This is a genomic window from Acidovorax sp. GW823-FHT01C06 (assembly GCF_058798375.1).
In genome coordinates, this window is sequence record NZ_JBXAKN010000002.1 from 92207 (window position 1) to 117143 (window position 24937).

Consider the following 24937-nt stretch of genomic DNA (forward strand, 5'->3'; position numbering starts at 1 on the left):
TGACAGCGGGCATGCCCACGGCTGCCCCGGTCAACGCCAAGGCCAAAGCCGCCAGGACACCCAACGACCGAGAAGGCTTTCGCCAGGCGATGTCGTGGCTGCACACCTGGGCCGGGCTGATCCTGGGCTGGCTGCTGTTTGCGATCTTCCTCACCGGCACGCTGTCGTTCTTCAAGAACGAGTTCAACCTGTGGATGCGCCCCGAGATGCACGGCCTGCCCGCGGCGGATGCGCAGGTGGCCCAGAAGTCGCTGGACGCATTGCAGCGCAAGTCGCCCGAGGTCACGCAGTGGATCATGCACCTGCCCGACGAGCGCGACCCAGCCGTCAACCTGCTGTGGCGCGGCACCGGCAACGGCCGGTTCGAGACGCTGCGCATGAACCCGCAGACCGGCGAAGCCATCGAGGCGCGCCAGACCATGGGCGGCGACTTCTTCTACCGCTTTCACTTCGAGCTGCGCACGGCCCAGAAGGGCCGCTGGACCCTCGAAGGCCGCTGGGTGGTGGGCGTGGCCACGATGCTGATGTTCGTCGCGCTGATCACGGGCGTGATCACGCACCGCCGCATCTTCAAGGACTTCTTCACCTTCCGCCCCACCAAGGGCGGGCAGCGCGCCTGGCTGGATGCGCACAATGTCACCGGCGTGCTGGTGCTGCCGTTCTACCTGATGATCACCTTCAGCGGGCTGATGATCTTCCACACGCTGTACATGCCCGCCGGCATCGCCACCACGTACAAGAATGAAAAAGGCGTGGACTCCAACGCGTACTTTGCCGACCTGCAGGGCGAGAAGGCCGAGGGCCGCCCCCGCCGCGGCGCAAACGACAAGGTGGAGCCCCTGCCCGCCATCGCGCTGCAGCCCATCCTGACCGAAGCACGCACCCGCTGGGACGGCGGGCGCATCGGCAGCCTGCAGGCGCGCCGCGATGCCAAGGGCCGCGCCGTGGTCGAGGTCACGCGCCACGAGGGCGACCGCCTGCAGTACCGCCCGCCGCGCCTGTTGTTCGACGCCACCACCGGCCAGTGGCTGGACCAGGCCGACCCCACGGGCCCCGCCGCCAAGACGTATGGCGTGCTGTACGGGCTGCACCTGGCGCGCTTTGCCGATGTGGGCATGCGCTGGGCCCTCTTCGGCTTTGGCGTGCTGGGCAGCCTGATGATCGCCACGGGCATGGTGCTGTGGACCGTCAAGCGCAGCGCCCTGTCGCAAACCAAAGCCGGCCGCCAAGGCGCTGCCGCCCCTGCAGCGCGCACCAAGGCGCCCTTTGGCGAGCGCCTGGTGGCCGCCATCAACATCGCCACGCTCGCGGGCCTGCCGCTGGCCTGTGGCGTGTACGTGGCCTCCAACCGCCTGATCCCCGTGGCCATCGAGGGCCGGGCCGATACCGAGCTGGGCTGGTTCTTCAGCGCCTGGGGCATCGCGCTGCTGTGGGCGCTGGCCTGCGCCGTGGTGCGACCGAGCCGCATGGGCTGGTCCGTGCCGCTGGGCGCCGCCGGTGCCGTGTGGACGGCCCTGCCGCTGATCAATGCGCTGACCACCCACACCCACCTGGGCGTCACGCTGCCCTCGGGCGAATGGATCTGGGCCAGCATGGACCTGTCGTTCCTGGCCACGGGTCTGCTGCTGGGCTGGCTGTCATGGCGGCTGCGCCCGGGTCGTGTTCCCAAGGGCCGGGCCGCTGTGTCCCAGGCACTGCGCCACGCCGCCGCAGCCGCCAACGCATCCGCCCCGCAGCCCGCTGCACCGGCGCTGTCGGCCACGCCCGACGTCTCCACTACGGGAGCCTGATCCATGTCCGCTTTTCTGCTGTGTTTTGCCGCGTGGTCGGCCATTGCGCTGGGTATGGACCGCCACCACGAAGACGCGCTGGGCCGCGAGGGCACGGCGCGGCGCCAGATGCACCTGCGCCGCGCCGGCTGGCTGGTGCTGGCGCTCTCGCTGTGGCTGGCGGCGCGGCCGTCGGGCGAGGTGCCTGCATCGCTGGGCGTGACGGCCTGGACGGTCGCCCTGTCGGTCGCGGCCCTGGCGGTGACCGCCATGGTGACCTGGCAGCCGCGGCGCACCCCAGTCGCGGCCGGCGTCGCACTGGCCGCCGGCCTGCTGGCGTGGGCCGGCGGCTGGTGATGGCGCCCAGCGCCGTGCGGGCTGCCTGAACGCAACTGCGGCGCAGCAGCGGCGCTGCGCACGCCCGGTCCATACCGCGTGCTGCCCCGTCCAGTCCAACGCATTCGTTTCGCTTCACCGCTTCGCACACCTCCCAGCCAGGGCCGACCACCGGCCCGCGCCAGGCCCGGTGTGCGGGTTGTCTTCACCTGCGCTGCGCACACACCATAGGAAAAACCATGCACGCATTCCGCCAGTCCCACACGCTCAGGCCCCTGTCGGCCGCCCTGTTCGCCGCGCTTTGCAGCGCTGCGTGGGCGCAGAGCCCACCGCCGGCCACCGCACCGCAGACGCTGGGCGAGGTCACGGTGCAGTCCACCACGGGCGACGATGGCTATTCGCCCGCCGCCAGCACTTCGGCCACCAAGGGCAGCGCGCCGCTGCGCGACGTGCCCCAGGCCGTGAACGTGGTGCCCGAGCAGCTCATGCGCGACCAGGGAGCGCGGTCGATGGAAGACGTGCTGCGCAACGTGCCCGGCGTGGCCATGAGCCACGGCGACGGCCAGCGCGACCAGGTGGTGATCCGCGGCTTCACGGCCATCGCCGACCAGTTTGTCGACGGCGTGCGCGACGATGCGCTGTACTTCCGCGACCTGGCCGACATCGAGCGGGTGGAGGTCCTGAAGGGCCCCGCCGCCGTGCTGTACGGGCGCGGCTCGTCGGGCGGCCTGATCAACCGCGTGACCAAGAAGCCCAAGTTCGGCGAGACCTCGGGCGAGGCATCGCTGGGCCTGGGCAGCTTCGACTACCGCCGCGCCACGGCCGATGTGAACGTGGGCATCAGCGACACCGCGGCCTTTCGCATCAACGCCGCGGTGGAGGACTCGGGCAGCTACCGCGACCAGCAGTTCGTCAAGCGCCACAACTTCGCGCCGTCGCTTGCGCTCAAGCTCGCGGCGCAGACCGACCTGCTGCTGCAGTACACCCACGCCCGCGACCAGCGCCTGACGGACTTCGGCATTCCGGCGCTCAACGGCCGGCCCGTCAACGTGTCGCCGCGCACGTACTACGGCTCGAGCAACGCCGCGCAGGACGACACCACCACCAGCACCATGCAATCGTTCGCGGCCACGCTGAACCACCGCTTCAACGACGACTGGTCGGTGCGCAACGTCACGCGCCTGTACGACTACGCGCTGGACCGCTACAACACCCTGCCCGGCGGCACCACCGATCCGGTGAACCTGACGGTGGGCCGCACGCGCTCGTTCGTCCTGCGCGACGAAAAAGGCTTCTTCAACCAGACCGACGTCACCTGGCGCAACCGGCTGGGCGGCTTCCAACAGGAATGGCTGATGGGCGTGGAGCTGGGCCAGCAAAAGAAGCGCGCCGAGTCCGTCTCGGGCGGCGCCGACCGCGTGCCGATCTTCAACCCCGGCAACCGCCCTGCCCCCGCCATCCCGGCCGCCAGCTTTGCGGCCGATGGCGCCATCCCCAGCCACACCACGCAGGACACGGCCGCGCTGTACTGGCAAAACCAGATCACGCTGGCGCCGCAATGGAAGGCGCTGGTGGGCGCCCGCTACGACGTGTTCGGGCAGGAGACCACGTTCGACCGCAAGCTCGCGGGCCTCTCGCGCACCGACAAGAAGTTCAGCCCCCGCGCGGGCCTGGTGTGGCAGCCCAACGAAACGCTGTCGTACTACGTGTCGTACAGCAAGTCGTTCCAGCCCTCGGCCGAAACCTTTGCGCTGGCTGCCAACACCACCGGCGCCGAGCCCGAGATCACCGAGAACAAGGAGATCGGCGTGAAGCTCGACATGCTGGACGGCCGCCTGAACTTCACCGGCGCGCTCTTCAACCTCGAGCGCACCAACATCAAGAACACCGACCCGACCAACCCGTCGCGCCAGATCAACGTCGGCACGCAGCGCACCAACGGCCTGGAGCTGACCGCCAATGGCCGCCTGCCCGACCGCTGGGACGTGAGCGCGGGCTACGCGTGGCTGGATGGCCGCATGACCCGGTCGCTGGCCACCACGGGCTCGCTGCAGTCGCCCACAGCGGCCATCGCCGCACAGGGCAAGGTGGCTGCACTCACGCCGCGCAACTCCGCGTTCCTGTGGGCCATGAAGGACCTGGGCCACGGCCTGCGCGCGGGCGGCGGCGTGAACTACGTAGGCGCGCGCTTCACGTCACTGACCAACCTGGTCACCCTGCCCGGCTACACCACGCTCGACGCGGCGCTGCAGTACACGCTGGGCCAGTGGGACCTGGACGTGAACATCAAGAACCTGGCCAACCGCAAGTACTACGTGTCGGCCCACGGCAGCAACGACAACCTGATCCTGCCCGGCTCGCCCCGCGCACTGCAGGTGACGCTGCGCACACGGTTCTGACACGCCAGGTCATCTACCCGCTGCGAATTTTCAATAGAAATGGCTGCTACCGCTTGATAGACAAACGGTAGCAGCTACCAAAACCATAGCATTTCATACACCAAGGAGGAGAAGCACCATGCGCATGCACCCACTGGCCCTTGCGGCCTCGCTGCTGGCCACGCTGGCCACAGCCCAGGCCCAGACCGGCGCCACCACCGCCGCCACGGCCGCATTGCCCGAGGTCAAGGTGACCGACGGCGCGGACGGCGCCACCACCGAGGGCAGCGGCCAGTACACCGCCCGCGAAGTCAGCGTGGGCAAACTGCAGCAGACGCCGCGCGAGACGCCCCAGTCCATCAGCGTGGTCACGCGCCAGCAGCTCGACGACCGCAACCTGACCAAGGTCGAGGACGCCATCAAGCTGAGCACCGGCATGACCATCACGCGGCTGGACGGCGCTGGCAACTACAACTCGTTCCAGTCGCGCGGGTTCGATCTGGGCGCGATCCAGCTCGACGGCGTGCCCATTCCGCAAGGCAACTACAGCACGCTGGATACGGCCATGTACGACCGCATCGAAGTGCTGCGCGGCCCGGCCGGCCTGCTGCAGGGCGCGAGCGAGCCCGGCGGCACGGTGAACCTGGTGCGCAAGCGCGCCCCGTCCAAACTGGCCATCGGTGCCGACGCGGCGGTGGGCTCGTTCGGCCTGCGCCGCGGCACGGTGGATGTGGGCGGCGGCCTGAACGCCGAAGGCACGATCCGCGCGCGCGCCGTGGCCGTGGTGGAAGACCGCGACAGCCACATCGACACGCTGTTCAACAACAAGCGCCTGGGCTACGGCACGCTGGAATGGGACATCGCCCCGTCCACCACCGTGTCGGTGGGCGCGGCGCAGCAGCGCGTGCGCGCCGCCATCGACCAGGGCCTGCCCACCTATGCCGATGGCCGCCTGGCCGACCTGCCCCGCAGTTCCTTTGCCGGCCTGCGCGCCAACCGCCAGGACCTGGAAACCACCGACGTTTTCGCCGAGCTGGAGCACCGCCTGGCCGGCGGCGGCGTGGTGCGCCTGTCCGCGCGGGACATCGACCGCACGGCCTTCTACCGCTCGGCCCGGGCCAACAGTGCCCTGGCCGCCGACGGCAGCTTCACCATGGAAACCGTGGACGGCGACTTCCACGTGCGCACCCGCAACTACGACGCCTTCCTGGCCACGCCGGTGCAGGTGGCGGGCCGCACCCACAAGCTGCTGGTGGGCGCCAGCCACAACGAAGGCAGGACCTGGGACGGCAACTACATCTACGGGCCGACCCTGCCCTTCAACCTGCTGCGGCCCAACTACGACCTGGCGTACCCCGACATCACGCTCAAGGGCTTCACCTCCATCGTCACCCGCCGCGAGAACGCGCTGTACGGGCAGGCCCAGGTCAGCCTGGCCGACACCGTCAAGCTGCTCGCGGGGGGGCGCCTCTCGTGGGCCGAGGTGGTGACGCGCAGCACCAGTACCGGCGCGGTCACGGCATCGGCCGATCCCGGCCGCCAGTTCGTGCCCTCCATCGCGCTGATGTGGGACTTCCACCCGCAGTACACCGGCTACGCCAGCTACGCCGAAACCTTCGTGGTGCAAACCCAGCTCACCGCGGCCAAGCAACTGCTCGACCCGCGCACGGGCAAGCAGGTCGAGCTGGGTGTCAAGGGCGAGTTCCTGCAAAAGCGCCTGCAGGCCCATGCAGCGCTGTTCCGCATCATCGACGAGAACCGCGCTGTCGCCGACCCGGTGGTGACCAACGCATCGATCGCCGGCGGCAAGGTGCGCGCGCAGGGCTTCGAGACCGAGGTCAGCGGCCAGCCACAGCCCGGCTGGGACATCGTGGCGGGCTACGCCTACAACGACACCCGCTACCTGAAGGCGCCCGTCGCCCAGCAGGGCCAGGTGTTCAGCCCCATCACGCCGCGCCACAGCGTGAACCTGTTCACCCGCTATGCCTTCACCAGCCCGGCACTGCGCGGCTTCAGCGTGGGCGGAGGCATGTCGTACCGCAGCGCGTTCTTCGCGCAAAGCGGCGCGCTGCGCATCAACGCGCCCGGCTACGCGGTGTTCAACGCGCAGGTGGGCTACCAGATCAACGACCACCTGTCGTTGAACCTGTCGGTGGACAACCTGCTGGACAAGACCTACTACGAGAAGGTATCCGGCGTGTCGCGCCAGAACTTCTATGGCGAGCCACGCCGCGTGACGGTGGCGCTCAAGGCGCGGTACTGACGGGGAAGCGGGCTACCGCCAGCGGGCCTGCCCGGGCCCGCCGGCTGCCGCGCCTCAGCGTGCGGGAGCGCGCTGCAGGTTCACCTTCCAGTCGAGCCGTGTGGCCTTGCGCGCGACGGGCCCGTGGTTCTCGCCGCTCACGCACAGGTTGCGGCCGTACTTGAACGATGGCACGTTCATGGACGGGCTGCCGGTACTGGCGGACACCAAGGTATCGCAGCTGCTCACGTCCGGCTCCACATGGAAGTATGTCTGGTAGCTCTGGCCACGCTCGGGTACGAAGGCCACGGTCACCCGGCAGATCCGGTTCTGGGCCACGCGCGCATCGATGTAGTAGTGCGAGAGCACGAACGGCTTGCCGGCCGGAATCTGCACCGTCTTGCCCACGGAAGGGTTCTCCACGTCCTTCGTCATCCCGGTGAAGGTCGCCAGACGGATGCCGTCCTTGTGGGGCACGCAGTCTTCGTTCTCGTACGCCTCGGTGAAGAAGTGGGCGTTGTTGCCGATGATCTTCAGCGTGGCGCTGTCGGCGGTGGGTTGGGGGTGGTACTGCGAAGCGCAGCCAGCCAGCGCGATGGCGCAAAGGGCAAGGCAATGTTTCATGGATGAAAGTGTCTTGTGATGGCCGGAAGGCCAAGTGTTGTAGTAGCGACGGTCACGCACCCGTTCGGGCACGCCCGCGCACTATAGCCACGCAAGCACTTTGGTGGCTCGGCCAATGCCAGTGCGCCGGGGCACTGCACGCGATGCCACGGGCGCGCGCCCCCTGCCCGCGCCCACCCGCCACCGGGTGTTGCTCATCCCAGACAACGCGGCGCCCCGCGCATCCCCACAATAGGAATAATTCCCATTTGCAATGTAAAATTAGGTATCCGCAAGCCACAGCCCGCGCCCCGCAGCCGGCTGCAGCCAGCACCCACCGCCCCTTCGACGTTTCCGGGTTGCCTGGCTTGACTTCATTCGCCCCTGCTTTTGCCACCTGGGTGGCATCTCCACCGCCGCGTCGCCCGTGCTCGCCGCGCGGGGACCGGGCGCGCGCGCGGACACCGCGCCCCTATCTTCCGACACCGCCATGAGCCCCACCGCCTTGCGCCGCTGGAGCTGGACCCACAAGTGGTCCAGCCTGGTGTGCACCGTCTTCATGCTGCTGCTGTGCCTCACCGGCCTGCCGCTCATCTTCCACCACGAGATCGGCCACCTGCTGGGCACCGAGGTCGAAGCGCCCCCCATGCCCGCCCACACGCCGCGCGCCAGCCTGGACAAGGTGCTGGCCGCCGCGCAGGCGCTGCACCCCGAGCGCGTGGTGCAGTTCGCCTCGCAGCCCGAGGACGACGACGCCCTGTGGTTCGTGACCCTCACGCCCACGCCCGCGCCGACCGAGGACTTCAAGTCCATCGCGGTGGACGCGCGCACTGCCGCCGTGTTGTCGCAGCGGCCGGTGGACCAGGGCTTCATGTACATCATGTTCCGCCTGCATGTGGACCTGTTCGCGGGCCTGGCGGGCAAGCTGTTTCTGGGGTTCATGGGCTTGCTGCTGCTGGTGGCCATCGTCACCGGCGTTGTGCTGTATGCGCCCTTCATGCGCAAGCTCGCGTTCGGCGAGGTGCGCCGGGACCGGTCCACCCGCGTGAAGTGGCTCGACCTGCACAACCTGCTGGGCATCGTCACGCTGGTGTGGGCCTTCGTGGTGGGTGGCACGGGCATGATCAACACCTGGGCCGACCTGATGATCAAGTACTGGCAGTACGACCAGTTGTCGACCCTGCTCAAGCCGTACGAAGGCCAGCCCACCGTGCCCGTGGCCGAGCGCGGGCCGCTGCAGCAGGCGCTGCAGGCCGCGCAGGCGCATGCGCCGGGCATGAAGCTGTCGTTCATCGCCTTCCCGGGCACGGCGTTTTCCAGCCCGCACCACAACACGTTCTTCCTGAAGGGCAACGAGCCGCTGACCTCGCGCCTGCTGCAGCCCGTGATGGTGGACGCGCGCACCGCGCAGGTCACTGCCGCGCCGCAACTGCCGTGGTACCTGACGGCACTGCTGGTGTCGCAGCCGCTGCACTTTGGCGACTACGGCGGCATGCCGACGAAGATCATCTGGGCGCTGCTCGACGTCGCGACCATCGTCGTGCTGGGCAGCGGGCTGTACCTGTGGCTGCGCAAGGGCGTGCAGGCGGGCAGCACCACCGCAGCCGCCACCGCGCCCGCGCCTACCGGCCTGCCCACTGCCTCTACCACCATCCCAGCTGCACGCACCGGCACGCCGCTGCCCCGCACGGAGGGCCGCGCATGAAGCCGAACCCGTTCTGGTCGCTCTGGGGCTGGCCCATCGTGATGGGCGTGCTGACCACCACGGGCCTGATCACCGCCCTGGTGTCCGACACCTGGGGCGACTGGTGGTCGTGGGTGGGCCTGGGCGTTCCGGTGGCGGTGATGGGCTGGTTCTCATGGCCTTTTTCACAGCAGGCACACCATGCACGCCGCGCCCTCCGTGACACCCCGGCACCGCAGACCACCCCGGGCCGCGCCGGCGACCCCGTCGACACCGACATCCACAGCAGCGGCACCACTTCGGCGCCGCGCTGACACCTCCTTCAACTTCATTTTTCACACCACGACCATGCGCCCAGCCACATCGTTCCAGCCAGCCCCGCTGCGCCCCGTTTTTGCCGCCACGCCGGTGGCCATTGCCGCCGCCGTGATGTTCGCGCTGGCAGCGCCTGCCGTACTGGCCCAGCAGGCTGCGCCAGCCGCCGCCGCGGAAGGCAAGGCGCTGTCCACCGTGACGGTGAACGCCAGTGCCGACGCATCGGCGCAAGGCCTGTCGCCGGCCTACGCTGGCGGCCAGGTGGCCCGCGGCGGCCGTGCCGGCGTGCTGGGCACCAAGGACGCGATGGACACGCCGTTTTCCATCACCAGCTACACCAACGAGTTCATTCAGGACCGCCATGCCCGCAGCGTGGGCGACGTGCTGCAGAACGATCCCACGGTGCGCGTGGCGCGCGGCTTCGGCAATTTTCAAGAGGCGTACTTCATCCGCGGCTTCATCCTGGACTCGGACGACACGGCCTACAACGGCCTGTACAGCCTGCTGCCGCGCCAGTACATCGCCACCGAGTTGTTCGAGCGCGTGGAAGTGCTGCGCGGCGCATCGGCCTTCTTGAGCGGTGCCAGCCCCAATGGCGGCGGCATCGGCGGCTCGATCAACCTGCTGCCCAAGCGCGCGCCCAACGAGCCCTTGAACCGCGTGACCTTCGGCGTCTCCAGCGGCGGGCAGACGCAACTGGCGGCCGACATCGCGCGCCGATTCGGTCCCGACGGCAACACGGGCATCCGCGTGAATGCGGCCACCCACAACGGCGGCACGGCCGTGGACCATGAAGACGTCAAGCTCGGCCTAGCAGCCGTGGGGCTGGACTGGCGCAGCCGCGACGTGCGCCTGTCGGGCGACATCGGCTGGCAGGACCACAAGCTCAAGAGCACCCGCACCAACGTGACGCTGGGCGCCACCGCCACGCAGATGCCCACGGCCCCGGACGGCGGCACCAACTTCGCCCAGCCCTGGACGTATTCGAACGAGCGCGACACCTTCGGCACGCTGCGCGGCGAGTGGGACATCACGCAGGACATCACCGGCTGGGCCGCGGCCGGCGCACGCCGCAGCTCCGAGGCCAACTCCCTGGCCAACCTGACGGTGAGCGACAGCAGCACCGGCGCGGGCTCTACCTACCGCTTCGACAACACCCGCAAGGACAGCGTCAACACCGGCGAGCTGGGCCTGCGCGGCAAGCTGCAGACCGGCAGCGTGGGCCACGAGTGGGTGGTGGTGGCATCGCACTTCAGCGCGGACAAGAAGAACGCTTACGCGATGGACTTTGCCAACACGCAGTCCACCAACCTCTACAACCCCGTGTACAGCCCGCTGCCAGGCTTCAGCGCAGGCGCATTCCGTGGCGGCGACCTGGCCGACCCGCGCCTGACCGGCAGCACGCGCCTGACCAGCTTCGCCATCGGCGACACCATCTCGCTGCTGGACAAGCGCCTGCTGCTCACCGGCGGCTTGCGCCACCAGAAGCTGGAGATCGCCAACTACGCCTACGGCACAGCCGCCGAGACCGACCGCTACGACCAGAACCGCACCAGCCCGCTGCTGGCGGCCGTCTACAAGCTCGACAAGAGCCTGTCGCTGTACGGCAACTACGTGGAAGGCCTGAGCCAGGGCGCCACCGCGCCCTCCACCGCCGCCAACCGCGGCGAGATGCTGTCGCCCTACGTCGCCAAGCAAAAGGAAGTGGGCGTGAAGTTCGACGGCGGCCGCTTTGGCGGCAGCGTGGCGCTGTTCTCCACCACCAAGCCGCGCGCCTACGTGGGCAGCGACAACGTCTTCCGCAGCAACGGCAAGGACCGCCACCAGGGCATCGAGCTGGCCGTGCAGGGCGAGGCGACCAAGGGCCTGCGCCTGCTGGGCGGCCTGACCTGGCTCGACGCCAAGCAGCTGAACACGGGCACCGCCAGCACCGACGGCCGCCGCGTGATCGGCGTGCCCAAGCTGCAGGCCAACATCGGCGCCGAGTGGGATGTGCCGGGCGTGAACGGCCTGGCGCTGGACGGCCGCCTGGTGCACACCGGCTCGGTGTATGCCAACGCCACCAACACCATCAGCGTGCCCGGCTGGAACCGCCTGGACGTGGGCGTGCGCTACCTGACCGAGGTGCAAGGCCGCCTCGTGACGCTGCGCGCCCGCGTGGACAACCTCACCAACCGCAACTACTGGGCATCGTCGGGCGGCTACCCCGGCGCGGGCTACCTGGTGGTGGGTGCGCCGCGCACGCTGTCGGTCAGCGTGGGCGTGGACTTCTGACGCCACCGGCTCTCCCCACCCTGCACCACAGCCCCTTGCCCCAGCGGCGCGTTCATCCGGACGCTGCACCCTGCACACCGCCGCACAGCCACCCAGCGCCTGACCACCGGGCGTAGGCAGCCACTCCCTTTCGCACCGCGTCTCGCCCCCTCGTCCAGGGGCGCGCAGCGCTGCGTGCTCGCCGATTTTTGTTGAAACCACCGAAAAGGAAACTGCCATGTCCTCGTCCCTGCGCCACAAGGCCCCCGTGCTTGCCGCCCTGCTCGCCTGTGCATCCCTCACCGCGGTCACTACCGCCCACGCCCACCAGGTGTGGCTGGAAAACGCGGGCGGCCAGGCCCGCCTGCACTTTGGCGAGTTCAACGAGAACCTGCGCGAGACCTCGCCAGGCTCGCTGGACAAGTTCAAGGGCGTGCCCGCACTCGAGCAGCGCACCGGCACCGCCGCGCAGCGCGTGGACGGCCAGCTGGGCAAGGACGGCTTCAACTACACCGTGGCCGGCACGCCCGACACACTGTTCGCCGCCGCCACCTACCCGCTGATCGACCGCAGCAAGCGCAACCTGCCCGCGATGTACTGGCAGCCCTCGGCCCGCTGGGTGGCGGGCCTGACGCAAGCCGTGGCGCCCACCGCGCCGCTGGACCTGGTGCCCACCGGCAAGCCTGGCGAGTTCAAGGTGGTCTACAAGGGCGCGCCACTGCCCAAGGCCAAGGTGCAGCTGGCAGCCCCCTCGGGCTGGACGCGCGAGGCCGAGGCGGCTGAAGACGGCACCGTGACCTTCGTCACCCCCTGGAAGGGCCAGTACGTGGCCGAGGTCAAGCACAGCGACAAGACCCCCGGCGAAGCCCAGGGCGAGAAGTACGGCGAAGCCAGCTACGTGACCACGCTGACCTTCGTGCTGGCCGACGGCATGGCGTCGCCCGCCCTGCCCGCCCCACCCAAGGCCCACTGAGCCTAGTCCGCCGCCCCCCGCTGCACGCCCGCTGTGGCGTGCGGCAGCGGAGCAAGCAGCCAGGTTTCCGCCGGTGCTGCGTGTCGCCCGGCGCAACGGCACCTGGCCCGCGCCATGCGCAGTTACCTCAGTGCGAGCCGACGGCACACATTGCAACAGCCAGTCGATCACGCCAGCCATTCACGCCAGCAGTTTCATGCCGGCCGCTGCGGGAGCGCTGCTTCTGCATCCAAAGGTCTGGTGGGGTACTTGCCTCAGATCAACCGTTCGCCCTGAGCCTGTCGAAGGGCTCTTCGCAGAAAGCGCCTTGGCTTCAACAGGCTCAACCCGAACGGACAAGAGCGTGGATGAGGCCTGTAGCCAACCCAATCAAATTGCCGCCTACCGCCTGATAGACAAGCGCCAGCAGCTATTAAAACCATAGCATAATGATCCAACCGAACTTTTTGCGCACCGCCGTGGCCCACGCCGCCCTGCTGGCCCTGTGCAGTACAGCCTTGGCACAAACCAGCGCGGCGCCAGACCCTGCCGACCCGCCCGCGGCGGCGCCATCGTTGCGCCAGGTGGATGTGGTCGATTCGACCGCGGGCGCGGCCGCCACGCCCGCACGGCGCGCCCAGAGCAGCTCGCGCCTGGGCCTGTCGGTGCTGGAGACACCCCGCTCGGTGAGCGTGATCGACAACGCGCTGATGGAGCAGCAGATGGCCACCACCGAGCGCGACGTGCTGCGCAACGCTTCGGGCGTGTCCATGCGCAGCGAGTACTACGGCTCGTACTCGCAGTTCTCCATCCGGGGGCTGTGGGCCAACAACACCTTCAACTTCCTGCGCGACGGCGCCAAGTTCGTCCACCTGCTGGACCCGCCACTGTTCAACATCGAGCGGGTCGAGGTCATCAAGGGCCCTGCCGCGCTGGAGTTCGGCCAGGTCGCGCCCGGCGGCCTCGTCAACTACGTGAGCAAGCGGCCCCAGGCCGAGGCGCTGCGCAACGTGAAGGTCGGCGTGGGCAGCGACGGCTGGCGCCATGCGGAGTTCGACCTCACCGGCCCGCTCAACGCCGACGGCACGCTGCGCTACCGGCTCGATGGCGGCGCCAGCCGGGGCGGCAGCTTCGTGGACGGCAACACCCCGCGCAAGCAGGGCATCGCCGGCAGCCTGGAGTGGCAGATCACGCCCGACACCGTCTGGCGCGCGCAGGCCGAGTACCAGGGCATCGACGGCGTCTCCACCGTGGGCCTGGCGGTGCCCGACCCCAAGAACCCGCGCAGCGCCGACGTGCTGCCGGTGGGCGCGTTCTACGGCGAGCCGTGGCTGACCACCGACGGCCGCATGCACTTTTACTCCACCGAGCTGGAGCACCGCTTCACCGACACGCTGCAGGGCCGCGTGCACCTGTCGCGCAACGAGACGAACCGCAACGTGAACCTGCCCTCGCCCATGGGCCCTGCGGCCAACGGCCGGGTTCCGCGCGGCTACTGGCTGGCACCCGGGCAGGAATACACGTCGGACACCGCGCTGGCCGAGCTGCGCGCCAAGGTGCAGACCGGCCCGGTGCAACACACCCTGCTGGCCGGCGTGGACTGGCGCACCATCCAGGGCGTGTACGGCGCGCGCGCCACCGGCAACCTGGGTGCCGTCGACCTCTACAACCCGGTGACGGGCCTGGTGCCGGCGGCAGCGTCCACCGGCGTGTCCCGGCTGTCCTCGGACGCGCGCAACACCGGCGTGTTCGTGCAGGACCGCATGGTGCTGGGCGACTTCGGCCTGCTGCTGGGCCTGCGCCACGACCGCTTCAAGGACGCGTACTCCACGCCCGCCACCGACCTGAGCAAGACACAGCCGAGCGCGGCGATCAGCTGGGAGCCCCGCCCCGGCAGCATGCTCTACGCGAGCCATGCGCGCTCGTTCCAGGCCAACACCAGCACGCTGCTGTGGGGCGACCGCTCCGCGCCGCCGTCGGAGGGCAAGCAGCTGGAAGTGGGCTGGAAGCAGGAATGGCTGGACCAGCGCCTGATGACCACGGTGTCGGCCTTCGAGCTGGAGCTGACCAACGCGCCCGCCACCGACCCGCAGCACCCGGGCTACTCGGTGCTGACCGCCCGCCAGCGCATCAAGGGCATCGAGCTGGAGCTGCAAGGCCGCATCACCCCCGGCTGGACGGTGACGGCCAATGCGAGCTTCCACGACCCCAAGGTGCTGTCCGACACCACCGCCGGTGCCAACGTGGGCAACCGTGTCGCGCTGGCCACGCGCCGCAACGCATCGCTGTGGACGCAGTACCGCCTGCCGCAACTGCCCGGCCTGTGGGTCGGCGGCGGCCTGGTGCACCAGGGCGACAAGTTCACCGCAAACGACAACAAGTGGCGCCTGCCGGGCTTCACCGTGGTCGACCTGGCCGTGGGCTACCAGTTCGCGGGCGGCGTGCGGCTGCAGGCCAACCTGAAGAACGCGGGCAACCGCCGCTACTACCTGGACGGCACGGCCACGGCCGCCGGCTTTGGCACTGTGGTGCCCGGCCAGCCGCGCACGGTACAGGTGTCGCTGGACTACACGTTCTGAGGGCGCGCCACACCGTCCGCACCACCCCATCACCTGACCGCAGGCCAGCGCTTGCCCCCGCAAGCCTTGCGCCTCGGGCTTGAAGAGTTTTCAACCATCGGAGAAACAGCACCATGAGACCTGGCACCACCGCCTGCCGCACCGCCATCGCGCAGGCCGCATTGCTCGCCCTGTGCGGCGCCGCCCACGCCCAGCAGGCCGCCGCCGAAGGCACGGCCGCCCCCACCGCCGAAAGGGCCCTGGCCCCCGTCACCGTGAGCGCGGGCAGCGAACAGGAAAACCCCACCGCACCGGTCACCGGCTTCGTCGCCAAACGCGCGCTGAGCGCCACCAAGACCGACACGCCCCTCATCGAAACCCCGCAGGCCATCAGCGTGATCACCCGCGACCAGATCGAGGCCCAGGGCGTGCAAACGCTGCGCCAGGTCACGGCGTACACGGCCGGGGCGGTGTCCAACTATTTCGACAGCCGCGTGGACAGCTTCGCCGCACGCGGCGGCACCGTGTCGCAGTACCAGGATGGCCTGCTGCGCACCTACGGCACCTACAACACCAGCCGGCCCGACCCGTACACGCTGGAGCGGGTGGAGTTTCTGCGCGGGCCAACCTCGGTGCTGTACGGCCAGGGCAGCGTGGGTGGCGTGCTCAACCTCACCAGCAAACGCCCGCAGGCCGAAACGCAGCGCGAGGTGCAGCTGCAGCTGGGCAACAACGCCCGCAAGCAGATCGCCGCCGACCTGACCGGTGCGCTCGACCAGGACGGCCAGTGGCTCTACCGCCTGGTGGCCGTGGGCCGCGACAGCGGCAGCCAGGTGGACCATGTGGACGACGACCGCCTGGTGTTCGCGCCCTCACTCACCTGGAAGCCCAACGCCGACACCTCGCTCACGCTGCAGGCGCTGCACCAGAAGGACCAGAGCGGATCGCTGATCGGCTTCTTCCCGTGGCAGGGCACGCAGCTGGCCAGCCGCTACGGCCAGATCCCGCGCAACACCTTCATCGGCGAGCCGGGCTGGGACGCGTTTGACACCACCAACAACTCCTGGGGCTACCTCTTCAGCCACCGCCTGAACGCCGACTGGACCGTGCGCCAGAACCTACGCCGCACCGTGAGCGAGGTGGACTACCGCACCATCTACACCAGCTTCACCGCCAACGCCGCCACGGGCCGCCCCGCGCGCCCCGTGTTCAACAGCGACGCCCGCACCGTCGTGCGCGACGCGGTGTGGAACATCAACACCGGCCGCATGCTGCTGATCGACACGCAGCTCGAAGGCAAGCTCAAGACCGGCAACGCCGACCACACCCTGCTCGCGGGCCTGGACGTGCAGCGCAACCACACCGGCCAGCAGGCCTGGCGCGCCGTGGCACCGGCCATCGACGTGTACAACCCGGTGTACGGCAACTTCACGCCGCCCACTGCGGCGCAGCTGGTGCGACAACCGAACGTGGTGCAAAAGCAGCTGGGCTTTTACCTGCAGGACCAGATCAAGTGGGACCGCTGGACCGCCACGCTGGGCCTTCGCCACGACAGCGCCCAGACCGACACCGTGGGCCGCCCCGCGGCCGCGGTGGACGACAAGGCCTGGACCAAGCGTGCGGGCTTCACCTACCAGATGGACGGCGGCTGGGCACCTTACGCGGGCTATTCCGAGTCCTTCCAGCCGCTGGGCGGCGTGGACGCTTATGGCACAGCCTTCAAGCCCCAACGCGGCGAGCAGTGGGAGGCCGGCGTGAAATGGCAACCCGCCGGCCAGGGCATCAGCGCCTTCGCGGCGGTCTACCAGCTGCGCGAGAAGAACCGCAAGACCAACGACCCCGGCAACCCGCTCAACAGCCTGCAGATCGGCGAAGTCAAGGTCCGGGGCTTTGAAGCCGAAGTGCAGGCCAGTCTGGCACGCCAGTGGGACTTCACCCTGGGCTACGCGTTTACCGACGCCAAGATCAGCCGCAGCAACGCCGGCGACCAGGGTACTCCCGTGGCCAGTGTGCCCAAACACACCGCATCGGCCTGGCTGAGCCACCGCTTCGCCAGCGAAGGCCGCGGTGGCTGGACGGTGGGCGCCGGCGTGCGCTACACCGGCTCCCAGTGGAGCGGCACCAGCGCCATCAGCACCCCGGCCGCCACCCTGGCCGATGCGATGGTGGCGTACGACGCCGGCGACTGGCGCGTGGCCTTCAACGTGGTCAACCTCGCGGACAAGGTGCACATCACGCAGTGCCTGGCGCGCGGGGATTGCTTCTACGGGCAAGCACGGACGTACACATTGACTTCGACGTACCGGTTCTGAGGATCGCGGCTTCATCAAATGCAAGCCAAAAAAGTCCCTGGCGCTTACTGATTAAGCGCTGGAAGCTATCAAAAGAGAAGTAAAAACAAAAACCCCGGCGCGATGGCGAACCGGGGTTTTTCTCTTTGCGGAGCAATGAGCCTCAAACCCTGACCACGGACTGCGTGCCGCGGGGCACGCCAAAACCAGCTCCTGGCCCCATCTGTTGCACGCAGACACCCGATGCCGATTGCGCAGGTCCGGAGGACGCAAATCCATCGCCCCGCCTCCTCCGCCCACTGCAGCGGGCCGTCCGCTCAGACGCTCAGGTCAGAAACCACCGCCCGACCATGGCGTGCGCTTGGTGCACAGCACGGCCATCGCTGCCAGCAACAAGGATAGCAACAGCACACCCCACTGAGATAGCGTTGGAATGCCGGTGGAGACTGCGGCCAGTGCCACACCGCCAGGATCCGGGATGGTGCCATTTAGCGCCAAATCATCATCCCCCAGGCTGCCATCCGTGAGCACCAGCGTCACGGTGTTGCCAGCAATCGTCGCGCCGGGGAACGGGTACCAGTGGGGAGCGCCCTGGCTCGGTGCAGGGCCGTATTTCATGTAGGCGGCGCCGGATGGGAAAGGCTGCGGATAGGTCAGCGTGATGGTTACCGCTGCACCGTTGGGGCAGCCTCCGACGATCACATCGAACAAGCCCTGCGGAAACACATACCCGGCCATGCCACCGGAAGGCGGTGAGCCCGCGCCTCCCGTGCGGGGGATGAAATTCGCTTGGTCAAACCCGCAGCCCGCCGGCCCCGACAGGCTGGCATTCACCGTGCCGCCTCCGGTCGGGCTGATGCCCGTCGCTGTGGTGGGGCGCGAGCGCGCCACGTTGATGGTGTAGGTCTTGGTGGTACTGTTCTGCGCGGTGACAACAACGGTGATGGTGTTGGCACCCGTGTTCATGGCGATCGCGCCAGACACATTGCCGCTGGTCACCGCCACGCCGTTGACCGTGATGGTGGCGTTCGATTCCGCGACGGTGGGCGTCACCGTGATGCTGGCCGTGGCCGCCGTGATCGCCGCGCCATAGGTGGTGGTACCTGCAGCGAACACGGGGTTCAGGACGCCGCTGGACAAGGCCAGCGCCGACAGATCGGCATTGGCCGAGCCGGCCCGGGTCACCGTCACCGTATAGGTCTTGGTCGTGGTGCCGTCCTGGGCCGTGACGACGGTGGTGATGGTGTTGGCGCCGACCGCCAGCGCGATCGCGCCCGAGGCATTTCCGCTGGTGGTGGCCACGCCGTTGACGGTGACCGTAGCGGTGGCGTCGGCCACGGTGGGGGCCACCGTGAGCGAGCTGGTGGCGTTGCCGACGCTCGCTGTGTAACTGGTGGTGCTGGCCGCGAAAGCCGGACTCAGCGTGCCGCTGGACATCGACAGCGCAGACAGGTCGGCGTCGCTTGACGGCAGCGCGCGGGTGATGGTCACGGTATAGGCCTTGTTCGCACCGTTCTGGGCGGTCACGATGATGGTGACCGTGTTGCTGCCCGGATTCATTGCGATGGCGCCCGAGGCATTGCCGCTGGTGGTGGCCACGCCGTTGACGGTCACGCTGGCGGTGCCGGCGGCCGTGGTGGGGGTGACGGTGATGCTGGAAACGCTGGCCGCGATCGAGACGGCATAGCTGGTCGTGCCGGGCGCGAACGGCGGGCTCAAGGTGCCGGTGGAGAGGGCCAGCGCGGACAGATCGTTGTTGGAAGATGCGGCACGGGTCACGGTGACGGTGTAGGTCTTCGTGGAGATTCCGTCCTGCGCCGTCACCACCGTGGTGACGGTGTTGTAACCAACGTTCAGCGCAATGGCGCCCGAGGCATTTCCGCTGGTAGTGGCCACACCGTTCACGGTGACGCTAGCGGTACCGGCGGCCACGGTCGGAGTCACCGTGAGCGAGGTGGTGGCGTTGCTGACGCTGGCCGTGTAGCTGGTGGTGCCAGCTGCAAACGCAGGCGCCAAGGTGCCGCTGGACAGCGACAGCGCAGACAAGTCGGCATTGGACGACCCGGCCCGGGTCACGGTCACGGTGTAGCTCAGCGGCGTGCCGTTCTGCGCGGTGACGGTGACGGTGATGGTGTTGCTACCGACGTTCAGCGCAATCGCGCCCGAGGCGTTGCCGCTGGTGGTGGCCACGCCATTGACGGTGACGCTGGCGGTAGCGTCGGCCACGGTGGGGGTGGCGGTCAACGACGTGGTGGCATTGCCCACACTGGCCGTGTAGCCGGTGGTGCCCGAGGCAAACGCGGGGGTCAGTGCGCCGCTTGAAAGCGACAGCGCGCCCAGTTGGTTGTTGCCCGACGCGGCCGCGCGGGTGACGGTGGTGGTGTAGGTGCTGGTCGTGGTGCCGTCCTGGGCGGTCACGACGGTGGTAATCGTGTTGGAGCCCACTGCCAACGCAATGGCCCCCGACGCATTGCCGCTGGTGACAGCGACACCGTTGACGGTGACGCTGGCAGTGGCATCGGCCACGGTGGGCGTGGCGGTGAGCGATGTTGTAGTGAAGGGCACGCTGGCCGTGTAGGAGGTGGTGCCCGAGGCGAACACGGGGTTCAAAGTACCTGCCGAGAGCGCTAGGTTGCTCAGGTTGGCATTGCTCGAGGGCGGTGCCGCGCGCGTGACGGTGATGGTGTAGGTCTTGGTGGTGCTCCCGTCGAGAGCCGTGACGACGGTGGTGATGGTGTTGGAGCCGACGTTCAGCGCAATAGCCCCTGAGGCGGTGCCGCTGGCAACGGTCACACCGTTGACGGTGACGGTTGCGCCCGGAGTGTCGACCGTTGGCGTGACAGTCGTGCTGGTTATTGCGTTGGCGACCGTAAAGCCGTAGCTGGTTGTCGCGGCCAAGAATGAAAAGCCGCCGGACGACGCCGACAGGGCACTCAAGTCGGCATTGCCGGTGGGCTCGGTGAACACGAAGTTGTTGAAACCTTCCTGCCACAGCTGGTTGGGCGCTCCGGCGCTGCCAGTGGTAGTGATCCGGACCTCGTCGACATTTCCGAAGTCCGCCAGCAGATTGACGGTGACGTTGGAGCCGCCCGCATCGGCAACAAAGGGATGGCCGGCACCCGTTGCCACGCCGTTGCGGTAGCCGGTGGCGGTATAGGTCGCTCCCAGCGCCTGCACGTCCTGGATGACGAAACTGGTGATGCCGAACAGACGGTTCAACTGGCTTTTGATGACAAGCGCGCCGACCGGGTTCAACGTGCTGAAGATCAGCATGGAGTTGCTGCCGCTGCTGGTCAGGTCGAAGTTCGTGACACTGCCGCTGAGCGTATTGCCGACGTTGGCGAAGTAGATCTCGTATTCGATGTTGGGAAAATGGATCTGGGCCGAGAGATTGCTGTCGAGGAACTTGGAGACCGTGAACGTGTTATCCGCGAGGGTCGGATTGATCGACAAGGTGCCAGCGACGGTGGGCAGGACATGGCGGTACGAGGGGAAGGCCAGGACCGTGCTGCGCAATGGGCCGGTACGGTGTTCCAGCAGCCAGTCGCCGCCTTGACCGGCATCACCCGTGAGGTTGGTGGACGCGGCAACCTGTGCACCGGTTGCCTCGGCTAGCAGGGCTATGAATGCCTGGCCTTCAGCGCCCCGCCCCACCTCGCAACCGTACAGCAGCAGGTCGGCCTCGTCGCCAAGCGCCTCGCGAATGCGCGCGAGGTCCGGGCCCCTCCCCCGCAATGCCTGGCTGTCGAGGGTCAGCGAGCCCAGGGCCAATGCACCTTGCGCACCATGCGAGATCAAATGGACGGCGGAGATGTTCTTGCGGCCCGACAGCGCGTCGGCCATCTGGCGCAAGCCATCAGTCCTGGCATCCAGCACGACAACCTCTGCCGCTGAACCTGCGCCAGCCATCAACGCTTCGTGGTGGGCCACATCATCTTCAATGAAAAGTACCGCCGTGCGTGCCAGGGCGGGGGTCGGCAGCGCTGCGGCGAACGCCAGCGAAGAAGCCGCCCCCAATATCCAGAAAAAACCCGCCACCCACAGCGCCCGGAGAAAAACAACTTCTGAAAGTTTTTTCCCCAGATATCCCTCATTGTTTTTTTTCACTAATTGCAATCAGTAAATTTGAAATTGAATGCAGTAAATCATGATTCCTTATAAATAACCATTGATCTATTAAATTCAGCAATAAATCGCTTGAAATGCAACACCAGCCAAAAACCACATGGCGAATGACCCGGCCGGCGTCTTCTCGTTCCGCCGCCCGCTGCAGAAAAGCCACCCAAAAAACAAAAAAGGCCCCGGCCGGTGATCACCGGCCGGGGCCTTTTTATCGGGTTCGCGTTATCTCACACGTTCATGATCGACACCAGGCGCATGTTCATGTGTGCCTCGATGGCCTCCGGGCCGCCTTCGGAGCCGTAGCCCGAATCCTTCAAGCCGCCGAACGGCAGCTCTGCGGCAGGAGCAGCAGCCTGGTTGATCCACAGCATGCCCACTTCCAGCCGCTGCGCCAGCAGGTGGGCGTTCTTCAGCGAGGTGGTGAAGGCATAGCCGGCCAGGCCGAACGGCAGGCGATTGGCCTCGGCGATCGCGTCCTCGATCTTCTCGAAGCCGCGCACGGCTGCCACGGGGCCGAAGGGTTCTTCGTTGACGATGCGGGCGGACAGCGGCACGTCGTTGAGCACGGTGGGCTGGAAGAAGTTGCCTTCGGTGCCGATGCGCTCGCCACCGGCCAGCACCTTGGCGCCCTGCTGCACCGCGTCGGCCAGCAGGTCGGCCATGGCGGTGATGCGGCGCGGGTTGGCCAGCGGGCCCATCTGCGTGCCGGCGGCCAGGCCGTCGCCCACTTTCAGGCCCTGGGCGTACTTGGCGAAGGCCGCGACGAACTCGGCACGGATGCTCTCGTGCACCAGGTAGCGGGTGGGCGAGATGCAGACCTGGCCCGCGTTGCGGAACTTGGCGCCGCTCCCGATCTTGATGGCCAGCTCCAGGTCGGCGTCTTCGGCCACGATCACGGGGGCATGGCCGCCCAGCTCCATGGTCACGCGCTTCATGTGCTTGCCGGCCAGCGCCGCCAGCTGCTTGCCCACGGGCGTGGAGCCCGTGAACGTGACCTTGCGGATGACCGGGTGCGGAATGAGATAGCTGGAGATTTCAGCCGGGTCGCCATACACCAGGCCCACGGTGCCCGCGGGCACGCCGGCATCGGCAAACGCGCGGATCAGCTCGGCCGGGCTGGCGGGGGTTTCCTCGGGGGCCTTCACCAGGATGGAGCAGCCCGCGGCCAGCGCGGCGGCGAGCTTGCGCACGACCTGGTTGATGGGGAAGTTCCAGGGCGTGAAGGCCGCCACGGGGCCCACCGGGTCCTTGAGCACCATCTGCGTGGCCTTGAGGTTGCGCGAGGGCACGATGCGGCCGTACACGCGCAGGGATTCGTCGGCGAACCATTCGATGATGTCGGCCGAGGCCATGGTCTCGACCTTGGCTTCGGCCAGGGGCTTGCCCTGCTCCTGCACCATGACGGCCGCAATCGCCTCGGCGCGCTCGCGCATCAGCGCGGCGGCGCGGCGCATGGTCTTGGCGCGTTCGGCGGCGGGCATGTCGCGCCAGGCCTCGAATCCCTTTTGCGCGGCGGCGAGCGCCAGGTCCAGGTCGGCCTTGCCGGCATGGGCCACGCGGCCGATTTCCTGGCCGGTGGCCGGATTGAACACCGCGATGGTCTTGCCATCGGCGGCATCCTGCCATTGACCGGCCATGAAAAGTTGGGTGCTGGGGTAGCTCATGCAAAGGCTCCTGATGACAAAACGGTGGTACGGACAACCTCGGGCCCGGCGCGGGCCGGACCAGACGGAAAACCGGACACTATAGGCGCCCGCGCTCCGCCCCGCAGACAAGGCCGTGCAACCCCGCCCCGCGGAGCTGGCTATTGGCGGCCGTGGGCCACCCGTGCGGTGGCCACGCGCAGGGCGCGCCGCCGCCCCCCGCTTGCACCTACTGCGCGGCCGCGGCGGCCACCTGGGCGGTTGCCTCCCCACCCCAGCCCCCCCCCAGCGCCCGGATGAGGCCCACCGTGGCCACGTATTGCGCCGTGCGCACCTGCAATGCCTGGCGGCGGTTGCGCAACTCGCTGCGGCGGGCGTCCAGCAGTTCGAGCTGGCTCACCAGGCCGTTGCGGTACCGCGCGTCCGACAGTTGCGTCGCACGGCGCGCGGCGGTCACCGCTCGCGCCTGGGCCTCGGCCTGGCCGGACAACAGGCGCAGTGAGGTCAACTGGTCCTCCACGTCGCGGAAGGCATTGAGCACCTGGCCCCGGTGGTCGGCCAGCGCGGCTTCGAGCCGGGCCTTCGCACCCTCGATCTGCGCATCGCGCTGGCCGCCGTCAAAGATCGGCAGCGACAGCAGCGCACCCACACCCCAGGCGCGGGCGGACCACTTGAACAAATCACCCAGCTCCGGCGATGCATGCCCCGCGTTGCCCGTGAGCGTGACGGCCGGGAACCACGCCTTCTGCGCCACGCCCACGCGGGCCTGCGCGGCCAGCACGGCGGTCTGGGCGGCCGACACATCGGGGCGGCGGGCCAGCACGGTGCCGGGCACGCCGGGCGGGATCACCGGCAGCGCCGCGTCGCCCGTGGCGGGGGCCAGCACAAAGCCGCTGGCCACCTCGCCCGCCAGCACGGCCAGGGCGTTGGTCAGCAGGGCCTGCTGGCGCTGCAGGGCCAGGGCGTCGGACTCCGTGGCGGCCACTTCGGTCTGCACGCGGGCCACGTCCAGTTCAGCCACGTCGCCCGCCTGCAGGCGGCGCTGCGTGAGGCGCAGCGTGCCTTCGTAGGCGGCCAGGCTCTCCTGCACCAGCACCTGCTCGGCCTGCACGGCGCGCAATTGCAGATAGGTTTGCGCCACATCGGCCTGCACCATGAGGCGCGTGCTTTGCAGCAGGGCTTCGCGCGTGTCGGCGTCCAGGCGCGCGGCGTCGCTGGTTTGCGAGAGGCGGCCGAACAGGTCCAGCTCGTAGGAGGCGTTGAGCCCCGCCGTGCCCAGCGTGGCGGGTGCCGCGCTGCCGGTGGTGGCAGCGCCTGCCTGGCGCGCCACGCCGGCCGAGGCGCCCACCTGCACCGAGCGGGCGGCGTCGGCAGAGCGCAGCAGCGAGCGCGCCTCGGCCAGCCGCGCGGCGGCCTGCTGGATGCTGGTATTGGCCGTGCCCGCACGCTGCACCAGGTCGGCCAGCACCGGGTCTTGAAAGCCCAGCCACCATTCGCCGCGCGGCTGCGCCTCGGCGGGGGCGGCGACCGTCCAGGGTGCCGTGGGCAGCGTGTCGCCGCCGGCGGTGAAGCGGGTGGGCACGGGCACGCCCGCATGCGGCGCGGGGGCCACGGGCTGCGTCATGCAGCCGGCCAGCACCAGGGCGGCGGCCAGGGGCGCCAGCAGGCTGCGCTTGCGCACCGCCGGGGCGACGTCAGGGGAGTTCTTCAATAACGAATCGGTCATGCTTGGTCTCCGGCCCCATCGAATACACCCGCTGCATCCTGCAGCGTGGCGCGAGCGTCCAGGGC

The 24937-nt window shown here is 68.6% G+C and carries 14 protein-coding genes; 10 read left to right on the forward strand and 4 right to left on the reverse strand.

Going from position 1 to position 24937, the window contains the following annotated elements:
- Positions 1-11: 11 nt before the first annotated feature.
- The 4 genes from AC1RCS_RS06020 (at position 12) to AC1RCS_RS06035 (ending at position 6746) form a co-directional block, all read left to right on the forward strand.
- On the forward strand, positions 12-1790 hold the full coding sequence (locus AC1RCS_RS06020; protein ID WP_492244249.1) for a PepSY-associated TM helix domain-containing protein: 1779 nt from the start codon (positions 12-14) through the stop codon (positions 1788-1790).
- 3 nt (positions 1791-1793) lie between these two features.
- Positions 1794-2126: a DUF3325 domain-containing protein gene (locus AC1RCS_RS06025; protein ID WP_056411776.1), complete on the forward strand. Its 333-nt coding sequence runs from the start codon at positions 1794-1796 to the stop codon at positions 2124-2126.
- A gap of 218 nt (positions 2127-2344) precedes the next feature.
- The gene (locus AC1RCS_RS06030; protein ID WP_492244047.1) at positions 2345-4504 is read left to right on the forward strand and encodes a TonB-dependent receptor; all 2160 of its coding nucleotides are present in this window, start codon (positions 2345-2347) and stop codon (positions 4502-4504) included.
- A 118-nt stretch (positions 4505-4622) separates the two neighbouring features.
- Entirely contained in the window at positions 4623-6746 is a 2124-nt protein-coding gene (locus AC1RCS_RS06035; protein WP_492244048.1) for a TonB-dependent siderophore receptor, read from the forward strand.
- Between the two features lie 54 nt (positions 6747-6800).
- Here the strand turns inward: AC1RCS_RS06035 and AC1RCS_RS06040 are convergent, their stop codons facing one another.
- Positions 6801-7349, reverse strand: coding sequence for a hypothetical protein (locus tag AC1RCS_RS06040; RefSeq protein ID WP_492244049.1), 549 nt, complete (start codon positions 7347-7349; stop codon positions 6801-6803).
- A gap of 469 nt (positions 7350-7818) precedes the next feature.
- Here AC1RCS_RS06040 and AC1RCS_RS06045 point away from each other — a divergent pair, with 469 nt between their 5' ends.
- The 6 genes from AC1RCS_RS06045 to AC1RCS_RS06070 all read left to right on the forward strand — a co-directional run bounded on the left by AC1RCS_RS06045 (position 7819) and on the right by AC1RCS_RS06070 (position 17402).
- Positions 7819-9033 (forward strand): PepSY-associated TM helix domain-containing protein, encoded by a 1215-nt coding sequence (locus tag AC1RCS_RS06045; protein ID WP_492244050.1) that lies wholly within the window; start codon positions 7819-7821, stop codon positions 9031-9033.
- Positions 9030-9326 (forward strand): hypothetical protein, encoded by a 297-nt coding sequence (locus tag AC1RCS_RS06050; protein WP_492244051.1) that lies wholly within the window; start codon positions 9030-9032, stop codon positions 9324-9326. The genes AC1RCS_RS06045 and AC1RCS_RS06050 overlap by 4 nt, the downstream gene beginning before the upstream one ends.
- A gap of 34 nt (positions 9327-9360) precedes the next feature.
- Positions 9361-11601 carry a TonB-dependent receptor gene (locus AC1RCS_RS06055; RefSeq protein ID WP_492244052.1) on the forward strand — a complete coding sequence of 747 codons (2241 nt, stop codon included), beginning with the start codon at positions 9361-9363 and terminating at the stop codon, positions 11599-11601.
- Positions 11602-11818: 217 nt separating this feature from the next.
- A complete protein-coding gene (locus AC1RCS_RS06060) occupies positions 11819-12553 on the forward strand; it encodes a TonB-dependent receptor (protein ID WP_492244053.1) in 735 nt (244 codons plus the stop codon).
- Positions 12554-12981: 428 nt separating this feature from the next.
- Entirely contained in the window at positions 12982-15111 is a 2130-nt protein-coding gene (locus tag AC1RCS_RS06065) for a TonB-dependent siderophore receptor (protein ID WP_492244054.1), read from the forward strand.
- A 113-nt stretch (positions 15112-15224) separates the two neighbouring features.
- Positions 15225-17402, forward strand: coding sequence for a TonB-dependent siderophore receptor (locus AC1RCS_RS06070; RefSeq protein WP_492244055.1), 2178 nt, complete (start codon positions 15225-15227; stop codon positions 17400-17402).
- Between the two features lie 309 nt (positions 17403-17711).
- On the opposite strand, the gene AC1RCS_RS06075 is transcribed toward AC1RCS_RS06070, so the two are convergent.
- The 3 genes from AC1RCS_RS06075 to AC1RCS_RS06085 form a co-directional block, all read right to left on the reverse strand.
- Positions 17712-21488: an IPTL-CTERM sorting domain-containing protein gene (locus tag AC1RCS_RS06075; RefSeq protein WP_492244250.1), complete on the reverse strand. Its 3777-nt coding sequence runs from the start codon at positions 21486-21488 to the stop codon at positions 17712-17714.
- Positions 21489-21730: 242 nt separating this feature from the next.
- Entirely contained in the window at positions 21731-23167 is a 1437-nt protein-coding gene (locus AC1RCS_RS06080) for an NAD-dependent succinate-semialdehyde dehydrogenase (protein WP_492244056.1), read from the reverse strand.
- Between the two features lie 208 nt (positions 23168-23375).
- Complete coding sequence (locus AC1RCS_RS06085) at positions 23376-24872, reverse strand: efflux transporter outer membrane subunit (RefSeq protein ID WP_492244057.1); 1497 nt, start codon at positions 24870-24872, stop codon at positions 23376-23378.
- Between the last annotated feature and the right edge of the window lie 65 nt (positions 24873-24937).

Bases quoted from the DNA above. Each gene is read 5' to 3' on its own strand.
- AC1RCS_RS06020 (WP_492244249.1), top strand. From the start codon at position 12: ATGCCCACGGCTGCCCCGGTCAACGCCAAGGCCAAAGCCGCCAGGACA.
- AC1RCS_RS06025 (WP_056411776.1), top strand. From the start codon at position 1,794: ATGTCCGCTTTTCTGCTGTGTTTTGCCGCGTGGTCGGCCATTGCGCTG.
- AC1RCS_RS06030 (WP_492244047.1), top strand. From the start codon at position 2,345: ATGCACGCATTCCGCCAGTCCCACACGCTCAGGCCCCTGTCGGCCGCC.
- AC1RCS_RS06035 (WP_492244048.1), top strand. From the start codon at position 4,623: ATGCGCATGCACCCACTGGCCCTTGCGGCCTCGCTGCTGGCCACGCTG.
- AC1RCS_RS06040 (WP_492244049.1), bottom strand. From the start codon at position 7,349: ATGAAACATTGCCTTGCCCTTTGCGCCATCGCGCTGGCTGGCTGCGCT.
- AC1RCS_RS06045 (WP_492244050.1), top strand. From the start codon at position 7,819: ATGAGCCCCACCGCCTTGCGCCGCTGGAGCTGGACCCACAAGTGGTCC.
- AC1RCS_RS06050 (WP_492244051.1), top strand. From the start codon at position 9,030: ATGAAGCCGAACCCGTTCTGGTCGCTCTGGGGCTGGCCCATCGTGATG.
- AC1RCS_RS06055 (WP_492244052.1), top strand. From the start codon at position 9,361: ATGCGCCCAGCCACATCGTTCCAGCCAGCCCCGCTGCGCCCCGTTTTT.
- AC1RCS_RS06060 (WP_492244053.1), top strand. From the start codon at position 11,819: ATGTCCTCGTCCCTGCGCCACAAGGCCCCCGTGCTTGCCGCCCTGCTC.
- AC1RCS_RS06065 (WP_492244054.1), top strand. From the start codon at position 12,982: ATGATCCAACCGAACTTTTTGCGCACCGCCGTGGCCCACGCCGCCCTG.
- AC1RCS_RS06070 (WP_492244055.1), top strand. From the start codon at position 15,225: ATGAGACCTGGCACCACCGCCTGCCGCACCGCCATCGCGCAGGCCGCA.
- AC1RCS_RS06080 (WP_492244056.1), bottom strand. From the start codon at position 23,167: ATGAGCTACCCCAGCACCCAACTTTTCATGGCCGGTCAATGGCAGGAT.
- AC1RCS_RS06085 (WP_492244057.1), bottom strand. From the start codon at position 24,872: ATGACCGATTCGTTATTGAAGAACTCCCCTGACGTCGCCCCGGCGGTG.